Source organism: Methylophaga sp. UBA3613 (assembly GCF_002375415.1).
Classification (GTDB): domain Bacteria; phylum Pseudomonadota; class Gammaproteobacteria; order Nitrosococcales; family Methylophagaceae; genus Methylophaga.
On record NZ_DFLS01000006.1, the window covers coordinates 281,803 to 296,983 of the forward strand.

General features: G+C 43.1%; 9 protein-coding genes and 1 riboswitch. Of the genes, 4 read left to right on the forward strand and 5 right to left on the reverse strand.

What is annotated here, in order from left to right; all coding sequences use genetic code 11:
- The first annotated feature begins 369 nt into the window (after positions 1-369).
- A complete protein-coding gene (locus tag B3S93_RS07575; RefSeq protein ID WP_292399168.1) occupies positions 370-822 on the forward strand; it encodes an SRPBCC family protein in 453 nt (150 codons plus the stop codon).
- Between the two features lie 121 nt (positions 823-943).
- On the opposite strand, the gene B3S93_RS07580 is transcribed toward B3S93_RS07575, so the two are convergent.
- Positions 944-3,052: a TonB-dependent receptor gene (locus B3S93_RS07580; protein ID WP_292399171.1), complete on the reverse strand. Its 2,109-nt coding sequence runs from the start codon at positions 3,050-3,052 to the stop codon at positions 944-946.
- A 465-nt stretch (positions 3,053-3,517) separates the two neighbouring features.
- Between B3S93_RS07580 and B3S93_RS07585 the strand changes: the two genes are divergently transcribed.
- Together B3S93_RS07585 and B3S93_RS07590 are read left to right on the forward strand one after the other, a co-directional pair.
- The gene (locus B3S93_RS07585; RefSeq protein WP_292399173.1) at positions 3,518-3,982 is read left to right on the forward strand and encodes a DUF3592 domain-containing protein; all 465 of its coding nucleotides are present in this window, start codon (positions 3,518-3,520) and stop codon (positions 3,980-3,982) included.
- Positions 3,983-4,161: 179 nt separating this feature from the next.
- Positions 4,162-7,077, forward strand: a complete 2,916-nt coding sequence (locus tag B3S93_RS07590; protein WP_292399176.1) for an EAL domain-containing protein — start codon at positions 4,162-4,164, stop codon at positions 7,075-7,077.
- 5 nt (positions 7,078-7,082) lie between these two features.
- Here the strand turns inward: B3S93_RS07590 and B3S93_RS07595 are convergent, their stop codons facing one another.
- From B3S93_RS07595 to B3S93_RS07605, 3 genes are all read right to left on the reverse strand, one after another.
- Positions 7,083-8,366 (reverse strand): GGDEF domain-containing protein, encoded by a 1,284-nt coding sequence (locus tag B3S93_RS07595; RefSeq protein WP_292399179.1) that lies wholly within the window; start codon positions 8,364-8,366, stop codon positions 7,083-7,085.
- A 329-nt stretch (positions 8,367-8,695) separates the two neighbouring features.
- The gene (locus tag B3S93_RS07600) at positions 8,696-12,022 is read right to left on the reverse strand and encodes a bifunctional diguanylate cyclase/phosphodiesterase (RefSeq protein ID WP_292399181.1); all 3,327 of its coding nucleotides are present in this window, start codon (positions 12,020-12,022) and stop codon (positions 8,696-8,698) included.
- Positions 12,023-12,426: 404 nt separating this feature from the next.
- Positions 12,427-12,906 (reverse strand): hypothetical protein, encoded by a 480-nt coding sequence (locus B3S93_RS07605; RefSeq protein WP_292399183.1) that lies wholly within the window; start codon positions 12,904-12,906, stop codon positions 12,427-12,429.
- 122 nt (positions 12,907-13,028) lie between these two features.
- A riboswitch (cyclic di-GMP riboswitch) is annotated at positions 13,029-13,106 on the forward strand.
- A 15-nt stretch (positions 13,107-13,121) separates the two neighbouring features.
- Between B3S93_RS07605 and B3S93_RS07610 the strand changes: the two genes are divergently transcribed.
- Positions 13,122-13,727, forward strand: a complete 606-nt coding sequence (locus B3S93_RS07610) for a VPLPA-CTERM sorting domain-containing protein (RefSeq protein WP_292399186.1) — start codon at positions 13,122-13,124, stop codon at positions 13,725-13,727.
- A 73-nt stretch (positions 13,728-13,800) separates the two neighbouring features.
- Here the strand turns inward: B3S93_RS07610 and B3S93_RS07615 are convergent, their stop codons facing one another.
- Positions 13,801-15,174, reverse strand: coding sequence for a PFL family protein (locus B3S93_RS07615; protein ID WP_292357371.1), 1,374 nt, complete (start codon positions 15,172-15,174; stop codon positions 13,801-13,803).
- Positions 15,175-15,181: the final 7 nt, after the last annotated feature.

A 15,181-nucleotide genomic window follows, 5' to 3' on the forward strand; every position in this document is an offset into this window, starting at 1 on the left:
ACGACTATCAGCCGGCAGGCGCCAGCTGCTTCCGGAAATATCATCATTCGTTTTGCGCCCCACCATGCATTCTTTATTCAAATAAAACTTATGTGGAACAGTGTCAAAACCTGCTGCATTTCAACAACTATAAATTTATATATGAATTGTAAATATTGTTCTTGAGAATCAGTGGATTAGCCAACTCAGTCTTTTTATATCCTTCCCCTATGTAGTAATTTTTCCCCACAGTGTCGATCTCGTGAAGTCTCGTTCGACAATCCAGTAGAGACAGAGGTCTTCCAAAGCTTCAAGTTGGAAATTCTGTTCCACTACAGCTACTAACTGATTTATTCCTAATCTGAATAAATCAAAATTAAGGATATTGTTATGTTGAATGAAACAGGTACAGTTCGATTACACCGCGTTTTGCGAGCTCCAGCCGAGCGAGTTTATAAGGCATTTACAGAGAAAAGCGCTTTAGAATATTGGCTCCCTCCCTATGGGTTTATTGGGACGGTCCATGAAATTGATGTTCGCGCTGGTGGTGGCTACAGGATGTCTTTCACAAACTTCGGTACTGGCAACAGTCATACTTTCACTGTCGAATTTGTAGAGCTTGTGGCTAATGAACGTATTCGCCACACGGATCGTTTTGATGACGAAAATCTTCCCGGTGAAATGGTGGTTTCAATCGACTTAAAATCAGTGAGTTGTGGAACGGAATTGAGTATTGTTCAGGAAGGTATTCCAGCGGTCATTCCAGTTGAAATGTGTTATCTGGGATGGCAAGAATCACTTGAACAACTGGCCAAGCTGGTTGAAGCAGAGATTCCTGATTAAAGAGTTTAGTGACTTAAATAGGTTTGGAATTTTTTGTATAAGCGCGTTCCCACACAAGAGCGTGGGAACGAGCGTTTATGGTAAGTCGGTACTAAGGCACGAAGCCCAAGATAATCTGCTGTTAAAAATCCAGTGAGTAACCCAACGTTACCGTCCGGCCACGACCTTTAAAATAACGGGTTGGATTGGCCTGTGCAGACTGTGAATAGTAGGTGAAGTAATCTTTATTCAACAGATTAGCAAACGCCAGGTTGAGTTTACCGGCTGGTAGTTTATAGCCGACTGAAGCATCGACCAGGGTATAGCTGTCGAAATCCAGTTCAGGGTTCTCATCAAACCGGCGAGTAAAGTTGTGACTAGCCTGAATAAAAGAGCTTACTTTAGGTGACCAGTTTGCTGACCAGCTGGCGATTAAACGATTTGGTGGAATATCAGCACCGGTCAGATCTCTATCTACCTGACCATCCCCATCACTATCTGAGCGACCATTGATATGTGAATAACTGAGTTGCAGATGGTTGGCTTTATTTACTTGATACCCCAAAGTCGTTTCTACACCAGTAATTTCAGTTTCTTCACGTTGGATGAAAAAATCATCACCAACTTGTTGCAGTCGGGAACCCAAATCAGAATCTGATTGGTAATAGCTGATTTCAAAGTTGACTTGCTGCCAATCAATACGAAGGCCAATTTCACTGTTTTCTGTCACTATCGGTTTTAAATCGAGAAAATTATCGACGTCCAGTCCTGGTGTATCAATTCCACGTAAAACCCGGCCTACATCTGGCATACCGAAACCTTCAGAATAGTTAGCAAACAGGCTCAACCAGGAGGTTGGGCTGACTACCGTACCAATATTAAATAATGTTTCACTGAATTCAGGATTACCGCCCTCCACTGTCACACCATTTTTACTTGCCACGGTTTGATAGGTATCGACATTCAACTTGGCTTTTTCGTAACGTAAACCGGTATTGAATACTACAGATTCCATTGGCTTGAATTGCGCTTGAATAAAGGGTGCGTAGTTTTTGAATTGCGTCTCTGGCACATAACTTCTACCGGTCAGCATTAAACGCTGTTCGGTGGTGTCTTCAAGGATATCGATACCGGTTGTAAGTTTGAGCTTGTCATCAAATAAGCCATCTTTCATTAAGGTGAATTTGGCGCCGTTTTTATCGGATTCATTTTGTGATTGATCAAAACCCTCCGGGGCCAGAACCGGGTCAACAAAACTTGTGGAGTCTGTAACACCAAATAATGCTTCAAATTCCTGCCGATAAGCCTGGGCGGTAAATTCCATTCCCGCCAAATCAAAGTTTTTATAGGTCAGGCTGGTAGTTAATACCCGGTTTCTCGGTGCATCCCCCATTGGGGTCGCATTAATGGAGGTTGTGGGGGTACCGTTGGCCAAATTGCCATCGACACTGGTGTAGTTATTATCCCCTTCCAACTGGAAACGGTTGATGGACAATTCCAGGTTCTGATTATCATCAAACCAGTAACCCAATTTGGCAAAGACGTCATAGCTGCGTGAATCCATCAGATCACCCTGTGTGTTATCGACGCCGATAGGATCCTCGTCATCATCCAGATACAGGCCTTGCGTTTCATAACTCAAGCCCAGACTGTATTCCCAATTATTCTGGCTTCCCAGCAAGCTGTAATCAGCCCGATAGCCCATGGTTTCAGCATCAATTTTGTTGGTCGGCATGGTGGTTGAAACCGACATACGTTGCTTTAGTGTATTGGCCGTAGGTCGCTTGGTAATAAAATTTATAATGCCACCGGTAGCACCCAAACCATGAATGGCACTTGCCCCATGAATCACTTCAATACGCTCAACCATTGATAAATCAATGGTGTGCCCATCACGTTGAGAGTCTCTTAATGGGTTCGATTGTGGAACACCATCTATCAGGAACAGAGGAGAGCGACCACGAAAGGTTTCCCCTGCACTGCTCAATTTTTGTCGGCTGGGAGAAAAAGATGGGAGCAAACTGCTGAGCACCTGAGAGGTATCGCTGGAGAATTCCATTTGCTGCTGAATTTCTTCCTGGCTTATAACGGTAACGACCTGTGGAGAATCTTTTAGCAGTGTGTCAGAGCGGGTTGAAGTGATGGTTAGTTCGTCCAGTTTAACAGCGTCTTCATCGGCCATTACCCCGAGCGATAAGGATAGCGTTGGTAACAAAAACAACATTTGTTGTGAGAGCTTTTTCCGTGGCATCAATTTCTCCATTTAAATTTTAAAAGCCCAACATGTTAACCTTAATCTAAATCGTTATCAATTGCATATAAAGAGGATGATTAGCAAATTTGCACAGACCATAAAGGATTGCTACCTTTCAAAAAAAATTGCTAAAGGGTGAATTTGTGGAAGTGGAAATTCGTTTATACCCTCAACGTGGATTAGCTGAGAGCTACTCAATTAATCATGGAAAGATAAAAGTTTAAAAAGATTTTCTCATTACAACTGATAAGCAGTTGGGCCCAAGGTGCTGAACGGCTCGATAAAACCACGGTAATTCTTGGTGATGCTGAAGATATTGTTGTAGTGATTCATGAACAAAATTAACAACAATCTGGATAAAAGCTAGTGCGAGGCCTTATGTTTATTAACATTATATTTTTTATGATGTTTTTATTAAAAATCCAGGCTGAGCATGGCGTTTGACATTAAAGAGTTAAAGCAATGAACATAGCTTTATTAGCAGGATCGGCGTTAACCCTATTTGGCATTTATTTGTTAAAGCATTCTGTGACCAGTTATCAGAAAGCAGTGGCAAGCCAACGTTGGCCCAGCGTTACTGGACAACTGACTGAAGTGCTGCTTTGGGGTTCACGAAATTTAGGTGGGCAAATAAAAGAAGTTGAAAAGCTGAATGTAGAATATAACTACCAAATTAATGGCCAGAACTACACTGGAACATTACCCGCCTTTTATACGATGATGTACCCGGAAACTCTAGAGTTTGCCGATCAATACCCAGTTAATAGTGATATCAAAATTTATTACAACCCGAAAAATCCATCTGAATCAGTATTGATCCCTGGCCCCAGAAAAGACAAACCTTACAGTGACTTAATTCTGGGTTTGTTAGGTGTCATTATCGGCGTTGCCATTGCTGTTCTAAGTTGGAGGGGCATTATAGGCTAGCGCTAACTGGCGCTGGGAAATCAGACCCAATAGCGGATTATGCATTTTCACGTAAAAGCAGTATATTTTAAACACCGCATAAATAGTTGACTAAATTAGTCATCAATTGATTAAAAAGTTGAAACTTTAGCTCTGCAAAGCGGCTCTTAGAAAAATGGATGTTAAGGATGATGCACGCGATGGAAGATATATTTGGACATATATCGCTCAATGAGACGAGTTTTCACAACCGCAAGGATTTGATCCGCCTACGTACTGAAGACATTGAGCTACTTCTTGCCTTGCATGTGCCCCTGCAGATCTATGAAACCGAGCTGATTAACGCATTTTACGACCATTTGATGTCATTCGATTTTGCTCAGGAGTTACTGGCAGATCCTGAAGTCCGAGCCCGACTACAATCCACCCAAAAAACTTATTTTCGTAGACTGACTGCTGGTGAATATGATCTGGATTACGCCAAGGATCGTATTCGTGTTGGTATTGCCCATGAACGAGTGGGTCTGACAACGCAGTGGTACATTGGCTCTTACGCCGTTTACCTAGAACTGACCTGCCATTACATTGCTAAAATTCTCTCACAAACGCCCGCTTTAATTGAACCCTCCATCAACGCGTTATACAAAGTTGCCTTATTAGATATTACTCTGGCATTTGATGCATACATGTATGCAAGTCATAAGTCGATCCATGCTGCCAGACAAGAAGTTTCTGATAAATATGAGGATCAATTAAATCTGCAACAAACCATCGATCGTATTCAAAAGGCTTTTATTCTGAATGCATCGTATGACAGTGCTTTGGAGTTGCTGTTAAACGAGCTCATCGAATTCACCAATAGCGCTTTTGGTTTGATTGGCGATGTACTACATGACGAGAATGATGCCCCATACCTGAAGCTTCGAGCGCTGACTAATATTGCATGGAATGATGAAACCCGGGCGTTGTATGAATCCAATCAGGCTAATGGACTGGAGTTTCATAACCACCATAACTTGCTTGGCAGCGTTATGACCACCGGTAAACCGGTTATTGCCAACTCACCAAATTCAGATAGCCGTTCTGGGGGCGTTCCCGAAGGGCATCCCACATTGAACTCCTATCTGGGTCTCCCCTTCTATCACAATGGCAATATTGTCGGCATGATAGGGCTGGCAAATGCCGAAGAAGGTTACACCGAGAAGACAGTAAAACGTCTGACGCCCATTCTGGAAACCTTGGAAAGCCTCTATGAGGCACGGAAACTACGTGATCAATTAACCGAAACTTTGCATGAAAACGATGAATTACGTCAGCAAAATGAAACACAGATTGCGATTTTATTGCAAAAATCAGCTGATGCGATCGGGATCATTAACAAAGATATGGTCATTACCGAATGTAATGATGCCGCCGTTAAGCTTTATGGCGTGTCATCACGTCAGGATTTGATCGGTCTATCTCCATTAAAGATTTCTTCTGCAAACCAAAGTAGGGAATCCAGTAAAAATCTTGCCAAACATTATATTTCCAAAGCATTGACTGAGGGCTATCAACGCTTTGAATGGCTGCAAAACACCATCCATGGTGAGAATACACCTACCGAGGTAACCCTGACCCCAGTTATCTTTCATGGAGAGGCTTGCATTCAGGTGGTGTGGCGCGACTTGACTGAAATAAGGGCCAAAGAAAATAGAATTAAACAATTGGCGTATTTTGATGAATTAACCGGGCTTGCCAACAAAAATCTGTTTAGTGATCGTGTCAAACATCTGCTGGAACTCTCTAAACGCTTTAACTACACCATCGCAGTTGTTTACCTCGATTTGGTCAATCACGAAGATGTGAAAGAAACACTTGGTTATATCGCCGGAGATGATTTGTTGCACGCTGTCGGCCGACGTATTGCCAGTACCATCAGAAGTGCCGATACCTTGATACGTTATGTTTTTAGCGATGACCACAGAAATTTCGATATCGATCAAAGAGCAATTGATCGGGAATTTGATTCGCTTGCCAGAATCAATGGTGAAGTCTTTGCCTTGGCAGCGGTAGTGAAATCTGCAGATGCCGCAGCAATGATGGTGGCACGATTGCAGGATACATTAAAGGCACCTTTCACGATTGCAGACTCAAAAGTCATGGTGAATACCCGAACTGGTATTGCTTTATTTCCACAAGATGCAGAGACCTTTGAAACGCTTACCCGTGGTGCCGCAATCGCCCTGGATATTGCTAAAGAAAAATCACAACCCAGTTACTTTTTTAACGTAAAACTTGGCGAAGAAATCCAACGCCGCTCCCTCATCGCGAAACGGATTGAATATTCACTGAAATTTGATCCCGATAGTTTCTCTATCCGAATTCAACCTCAAGTTAATGCTCAGACCCATCAACTTACCGGTGCCGAAATACTGTTACGCTGGGATGACAGCACTCTGGGTAGTGTTCCACCCGGTGTATTTATTCCTATTGCCGAAGAACGCGGCTTAATCAATGAAGTCACTAAACTGGTTTTACAGTTAACGGCTCGTGCCCTGAACGCCTGGAAAAAACAAGGTCATACTTTGTTTACGGTTCAGGGGATTCGCATGGCAATCAATATTTCTGCTAAAAGTATTGATGATTTGGTTTTCATTGATGAATTTATTGCCGAGGTAAAACAATCGGGTTTAAGCCCGGCGGATTTTGAGCTGGAACTGACCGAAACCGGAATCATGTATGACCCCGAAACTGCGATAGAAATCATTAAAAAACTCAAACAGGAAAACTTTGTTCTGGCGATTGATGATTTTGGGATGGGACATTCTTCGCTCAGCTACCTGCGAAACATTGAGGCTGACATTCTCAAAATCGATATGTTCTATATCCGCAATATGCTCAATGACAGTAAAAATATGGCGATCGTTAAAACCATCATTTCAACGGCACAGATTTTTGGTATGAAAACCTTGGCTGAAGGTGTTGAAGATGAAGAAACAGCGAATGAATTAAAAATCTTAGGCTGTGATTATGCTCAGGGTTATTTCTTCTCCTACCCTCTCACCATTAGTGAGTTCGAAGAGAAATGGATAAAACAAAATCGCACTTCCAGGGGCAACTTAAACAATCGTTGAACTGTTCAACGAATACAGTTTTTGCCACGCTTTTTGGCTTTGTACATGGCTTCATCGGCGGCAGCGATAAGTTGGGTAATTTGCTCTCCCTGTTCGGGAAACAAAGCGATACCAATACTGACAGAAAGTTCTATTTCATGTTCTTGCCATTCATAGGGTTCTGACAGTGACAAACGGATTTTTTCGGCTACTCCCAATGCACCTTTGCGGTTTTCCACAGTATCCAACAGCACGACAAATTCGTCTCCACCAAATCTTACGACGGTATCGGTTTCTCGCACACAATCCGAAATGCGTCTTGCTGATTCTTTTAACAGTTGATCACCGGCTGCGTGGCCATAGGTATCATTGGCCTCTTTGAATTTATCCAGGTCCATGTACATCAGAGCAAAATGGTTTTGTTCACGCTTGGCTCTTAATAATGAACGTTGCACCCTATCCTGAAATAATTCCCGATTGGGCAAGCCGGTTAACGCATCATATAAAGCCAGATGTTGTAGTCGTTCAAATCGTTGATGGCGTTCAATTGCAGTGGCAACCTGTAATGCCGTGAAGGTCAATAACGCTCTATCGTTTTCATTCAGCGAATAATCTTGTTCCATTAAAGCCAGGCCAATAATGCCGTGAGACTCTTCATCAAACACCAGCGGCACCAGTAACATTAATTTGTCATCAATTTTTTCGAGCGCGATTTGATTATCACTGGCAATGCGAAGCTTCACCTCATTTTTCAGCATATGCATGCATCCGCCCACACTCTCAAAAATGGTGTGCCATTTAGAATCATTTATGGGCGAGACTTCAACACCGAAGGTCGCGATGGAGATATGAGAGTCGAGATGAAAGAGAATTTGCTGGCAGATCTGTTTGATGCCGTTGGTTCGGTGCGCAGTGTCTGATATCGCAATCAGCGAATTTTGCATTTCCTCTGCGGCTTTAATACGAGTGATATCACGGGCAACGCCCAATCGCATTTTGTGCTTGTCTGACCAGCTGGTGGACCACAGCAGATGCACCACCTGACCATCTTTTCGTATATAGCGGTTCTCAAAATCCAGGACATGTTTGTCCTGCATAACACTATCAATACTTTGCTGGGTTTTATCGTGATCTTCGGGATGAAGCAGATCCAGCATTCTTTTACCTATCAATTCTTCGGCTGGATAGCCGAAAACGCGATGCGCTCCATTGCTGATATAGATAATCCGGCTGTCTTCATCCACAGCACAAATGGCGTCGAGCAGTAAGTCTACGTATTCGCTAAATGAATCAAGAAGAGGTTTATCCATAACATATTCTTACGTGTTGTCGGGCATCTGACAAGCATCTCACCAGTCTGTAACTACCAAACTATCGACCTGTTCGTGCTATCAATCTGTGCAGTTATTCATGAACCGTCGGAATTATTCACTTAAACGTCAGGAAAAACCGCTTGCGGTCATTCATTGATAGCATCGTCCTGGTTTTGCTGTTTTAGTTTTTATCAGCCTTTGGGCCGCTACGTAGCTGTGGTTAACCACTATAATTTTTGCCATTTTATTTATTGGCCTGGCCAATTGCGCTAAAGATCACCTTATTTTCGTCTAATGATGGATGAAACAACGCTCCAGAATTCAAATCACGCCGAAGATGAGTTGATGAATCCAAACCGGTTTTCGACATCTTCACTCGACATTGGTTTTGCGAACAAATAGCCCTGAATTTCATCACATTGATGTTTCTTGAGAAAATCACACTGTGCCTGGGTTTCCACGCCTTCGGCAATAACCGTTAAACGCAATTGTCTCGCCAGAATAATGGTTGTATGCACAATGCTCATATCATCAGCATCATCTGGGATACCATCAATAAATGATCGATCAATTTTAAGTCGATCAAATGGGAAACGTTTTAAATACGCTAGACTTGAGTAGCCAGTTCCGTAATCATCAATTGCCAGACAAATGCCCATTTCATGAAGCGAGTTTAAGATAACAATAGCCTGTTCAGGGTTCTGCATGGCACTGGATTCGGTGACTTCCAGTTCCAATAGATGTGCAGGACAACCTGTCTCATCAAGAATTCGTCTTATATCTGTAGCCAGCCCGACATAGTCCAATTGTCTGCGTGACAGATTAACTGCCATCCGAAAATTCGTTTTACCGGCCTCGAACCATTTTTTTGCCTGCAGGCAGGCGGTCCGTAAAACCCAATCACCAATCGGTAAGATCAAACCTGTTTCTTCCGCAACCGGGATAAAAGTGGCTGGAGAGATGAAGCCAATTTTAGGATGAGACCATCTTAGTAACGCTTCTGTACCTATGCATTCTCCGGTCGCTAAATCCATTAACGGCTGATAATGCAAATACAGCTGGTTTGTATGCATCGCATTTCGTAAATCATTTTCCAATTGCAGTCGTGCATGAACACGATCATCCAGTTCGGGACTGAAGAAACGGAAAACGCCTCGGCCTTGCTCTTTGGCCAGATATAACGCTGTATCAGCATATTTCACTAATGTTTCAGCATTGACTGCATCTCGGGGGCACAAACTGATCCCAATGCTGGCATTAACATGTAATTGATGACCTACTACCATAAAGGGTGGAGATAAAATGTCGAGTAGCTTTTGGGCGACATGTGCCGCATCGTCAGGTGTATTAATACTGGGGAGCAAAATCAGAAATTCATCACCTCCCACCCGGCCGATGGTATCTTCTTCACGTAATACCCCAAGCAGGCGTGAACCAACCTGCTGTAACAGCAAGTCACCTGCCTGATGACCAAGTGAATCATTGATGGTTTTGAAGCGATCCAAATCCAGAAACAAAACGGCCAATACATCGGCATGACGTGTAGCATGGGTAATCGCATGCCCCAGACGATCCATCGTCAATAAACGGTTTGGTAAAGCGGTTAATGAATCGTGATAGGCAAGATATTCAATATGTGCTTCCTGCTCTTTCCGTTCCGTTATATCCTGGGCAGTGCCGGCAATTCGATACACATCGCCCGCTTCATTCAATATCGGAAAGGCTCTTTGGTGAATATGACGAATGGTGCTATCCGGGCGGATAATGCGAAATTCAATATCGTATTCGCCAGTTATCTTGCCTTGAACAACAGCCTGACTGACATTATTTATGTCTTCAGGATGAATCGTTTCCAACCAGGACGACGGCTTATCATAAAGACTTTCACAGCTGCGTCCCCAGATGCTTTGATAGGCTGGACTGATATAAAGCAGATGCCCCATAGCAAGATCGGTCAGCCAGACAACTTCTTCAATATTATCGGCAAGTTGCCGGAAACGTTCTTCCTGCTCCCGCAAAGCAATTTCAACCGCTTTTCTCTCAGTGATGTCATGCGTTAGTGCCAGATTGTAGCCAATTCCGCCATACTCAAAATAGTTGGCATTCACCTCGACTGGAATGATCCTGCCGTTTTTTGTTTTATGGCGAGTTTCCAAACGAACGGAACGTTCTTGTTTAAGTTCTTGCCAATGTTCGTTCCAAACCTCCTGAGAGGTATCTGGGTCAACTTCAGGAACGGACATAGCCATTAATTCGTCACGGCTGTATCCCATGGTGTGACAGGTTTCATCGTTGACATATCTGATGCGCCCTTTTCCATCCAGCAGATAAATGCATTCTTTTACCTGATTGATAGCAAAATTTAACAGGGCGATACTTTGATCTGATTTTTTACGCTCTTCGATATCTTCTATCTGCGAAACGAAATACAGCGGCTGGTTGTTTCTTCCTCTGACAATGCTGGTTGTGAGTCTTGCCCAGAAATAGTCCCCATTTTGATGACGATAGCGCTTTTCAATCTGCATATAGGGAATTTGATCAGCAATCAGCCGATCAAGCTCCGCTTGTCCTTTATGCAAATCCTCGGGATGGGTCATTTCCTGATAGGTCATTTGCAGTAGTTCAGTTTCGGAATAGCCGAACATTTCATAAATGGAATGATTGGCTCTTAACCACTGCCCACTCAAGGACAACACCCCCATTCCAATCGCAGCAAATTCAAACGCCTGCCGAAAGCGTTCATCACTCTCACGTTGTTCACGATATATCAGCAAGCTGGTCAAGCCATCAGATAAACGATGACCGATTTCACTGAATAAACGTTTTTCGTCGTTAGTCCACTCTCGCTCATACGAACATTGATGCAAACCAAACACCCAGGGTTTACCGGTTTTTGGATAGATGGCCGTACCGATGATTGAGCGAATATGATGCTCTCTCAGAAATTCGGGTGCATCAGGACTTTCTATAGTGGTAATCAGCGTTACTGGTTCACTGTTGGCCAGATAGGCTTCCAGACCTCGGGCTGCCTCTTCGGTCATCGGGAAATCTGTTCCAGCAGACAGACCACCAGGGTAGTCAGGAGTGGTCTGCTCCATGGGGATATGCCAAGTGGCACTTGCTGGATCACAAGGATATAAAAGCCATGCTCTGTCACATGCAAAACACGACAATATCGCTGCCAGAACATCACTCATCATCTGCTCAAGATCATTGGTGCCCTGAATAGCCCGGTTGACCTGATCCAGACATTCAAGAAACCACAAATGAGACTGATTTTCCTGCTCTGTACGTTTCAGGTCGGTGATATTTTGAAAATAGCCATGCCATACCATTCCGTTTTCTGAATCCGCTTCAGGCATGGCTTTGCAATCCACTAAAACCTTACCTTTCTGAGGGTGTAACACATGCCAACCCAGATTCAGAGGTTGCATCGTTTGAGCTGACTCAGCCATTTTCTGCAGAATAATGCCACGATCATCTGAATCAATGCTCATCCATGCAGACGAGGAATCTTCAATAATTTGTGCTGCGGTAAAACCAAAAATATCAACGATGGAAGCTGTACTGTCGAGAATTGCTATCTGCCGCTCAGACTGCAGACAAAACTTCACTATGGCAACCGGTGAGGTATCGGCTACATAGCTGTTCACGAGAGGCTTTTTGGCTTTGTTTTGGCTGAGGTGGTCATTAGATAGATGGTCAATACCCCGTCTGTTTTTACTTAGCGATTAAGTTGAAATAATTTCAAGGACTTACTGATTCATAACAGGCAATTAAAAATATTTAAACAGAACTGTTAATTGATTTTAACGATCTTAAAATGCCGGGGCATCTTAGGCATATTACCTTTTCATTACAAGGGATAATTCTCACTAAAACCAGGGACTTTTACCTTGGTCGTAATATATTGACTCCAAGGAAAGAAAATAATTTGTCCCGTAGAAATTTAATGCGATTATAGAGATTTACTCTCCAAAAACCTGTGCTCTCCATCTCATCCTCAAGCATGAACTAAAAGCAAGTGGACTTATGGTTTTTGTGAGCGTTTGGTGAGTCAGGTCAGTAGAGATGTAAAACGTTGGGTGGGAGGTGAGTTTACAAAAACACCTGGATCGTTTTTTTCTGCGAAGCAGACATTTACGATCACATTTTCATAAAGCCAGTAAATATAACCGCCTTCATCCATCCGGTAACGCCACTGGTACTGACACTGTACCCACCCTTCTTCGAGCGAAGTAAGTAATATCGGTGGTTCATCGGCCTGTAATCGTGGTTTGAACTCCACTTTTTTGGCTTTTAAACCAACACGATAACGATCAATTAAAAAATAATCATCTGTCATTTGATAGCGAATGCGATTTCCAGAAATATCATCCCCATGCTTATCAAGCAATATTTGCTTATTAGACAAAACAGAAGAGGAGGATTTTAGCGGATAGCGATCAGGTAATCCTGCCCTTGCTTTTTTGTGCGCATCAGAAAGCTGAGATTTATCCCACTGAAAGATAATAATTTGTACAACGAGTTTTTGCATTAATAAGTTACCGGACTAACCGTAAGTGATTTATTAAGTGTATTTGTACCAAAGTACAATTAAAAAACGTCTAAATAAGGATTATTTTGAATCTGTGTCGAACTTTATAAGACACATTTATTTTTAATTTTTGCCAAACTTAATGCGAATTAAGGACGGAAAGTTTCCGGTCTCAAAGTTGAGATTGCTGAACTACAAAAATTGAGGATATATCTATGAAAAACTTAACAAAAATTTTAGCAATATCTGCATTATGTTTTGCTCCAGTTTCCTTTGCTGCAACCATTAATAGCCTATATGATAGCTTTGAAGGTGAAGGTCAAGCGAGTTCTGTCTTAAACTATAACAGCTTCGTTAATTGGGATGTATCAAACGGTACGGTTGATTTGATCAAAAACGGTAATCAATGGGGAATCGTTTGTTCAGTTGGTAGCTTTTGCGTAGATCTGGACGGCTCAACTGGTGACGCAGGGATTTTGTCTTCTAAAAATGGTTTTTCTGCAGGTAAATACAAAGTGAGTTTTGATTTATCTGGTAATCAACGTAATGGTCCTGCTGACCAAGTTTCGGTGTTGTTTGGAGCAGGTGCACTTGTTAATCATCTTCTCTTGGATTGGGATGAAAATTGGCATACCTATAGTTTCCTGGTTGATTTGGTTGATGGGGATAAATTATCTTTTAGAAACTTCGGGGGGGATAATGTTGGAGCGATGCTGGATAACATCCGGGTTTCAGCCGTTCCAATACCAGCAGCAGTTTGGTTATTTGGTTCAGGTTTGATGGGCTTTTTAGCAATGCGTAGAAGAGCGAAAAGCCAGTAATTTTGACGCTTATTTTATCTAAAAAAGCCGTGACAGTTTCTGTCACGGCTTTTTAATTGTTAGCATAAGATGATCAATTAACCAAGCTTTGAATCGGAGCAGGAATACGGCCACCTAAGCGAACAAAGCGGTTTTCCTGATTCCCCATATTGACAGCCATCACTGGGCCTTCACCCAACAAACCACCAAACCGGACAATATCACCTGCTTTTTTGCCAGGCGCTGGAATCAATCTTGCTGCTGTGGTTTTTTTGTTGATGACACCAATTGCCATTTCATCAGCAATAATCGCGGATAGCATTTCAGCTGAAGTATCTCCAGGTAAAGCCACCATATCCAGGCCAACTGAACAGACTGCCGTCATGGCTTCGAGTTTTTCCAGATTCAAGGTGCCGTTTGCAGCCGACTCAGCAATGGTCAAATCTTCACAAACCGGAATAAACGCACCACTTAAACCACCCACATGTGAGCTGGCAAACGCACCACCTTTTTTCACTGCATCATTGAGCATGGATAAAAATGCGGTACTGCCTGGTGATCCAAAAGCTGGCAAACCGATCGCTTCAAAAATCTCTCCGACACTGTCATTACGATTCGGTGTCGGTGCCAACGACAAGTCGACAATACCAAATGGCAGATTTAGTAATTGTGCCACTTCACGGCCCACCAACTCACCAGCACGTGTCAGTCTGGCTGCTGTTTGTTTAATGACATCCGCCGCACGGCTCAGATCCATATTTTCATCTTCAGCCAAGGCTTTTTCCAAAGCCGCTTTAACTACACCAGGACCACTGACACCAACACTGACAACCGCATCTGCTTCACCGATGCCTAAATAAGCACCGGCCATAAACGGTACATCTTGTGGAATATTGGCAAATACCACTAATTTTGCAGCAGCAAGGCCATCATCGTCTGCAGTGAGTTCTGCAGCCTGTTTGATGATTTGCCCCATCTTGAGAATCGCGTCCATGTTGATACCGGCACGCGTACTGGCCACATTGACGGATGAACAGATTCGTTGCGTTTCCGTCAGCGCCTGTGGAATGGCTTCGATCAAAGCCTGATCGCCCTTACTCATGCCCTTCTCTACCAAAGCAGTAAAACCACCAATAAAATCCACACCCAATTCATGCGCCGCTTTATCAAGCGTTACGGCGACCTCAACTAATTGTTCTGAACTAAAAGGTGCACCGACAACACCGATTGGGCTGATAGAAATCCGTTTATTGGCAACTTCAATACCGTAGCGTCTTTCAATGCGGTTACAGGATGCCACCAATTGGCCAGCATAACGGGTGATTTTGTCGTAAATTTTACGTTTGAATGTTTCCAGATCATGACTGACGCAATCGGTCAGGTTGATGCCAACAGTGACGGTGCGAAGATCCAGGTTTTGTTCCCGCACCATCATCAAAGTTGAAATAATGTCTTTTTCGTTGAGCATGAGAGGT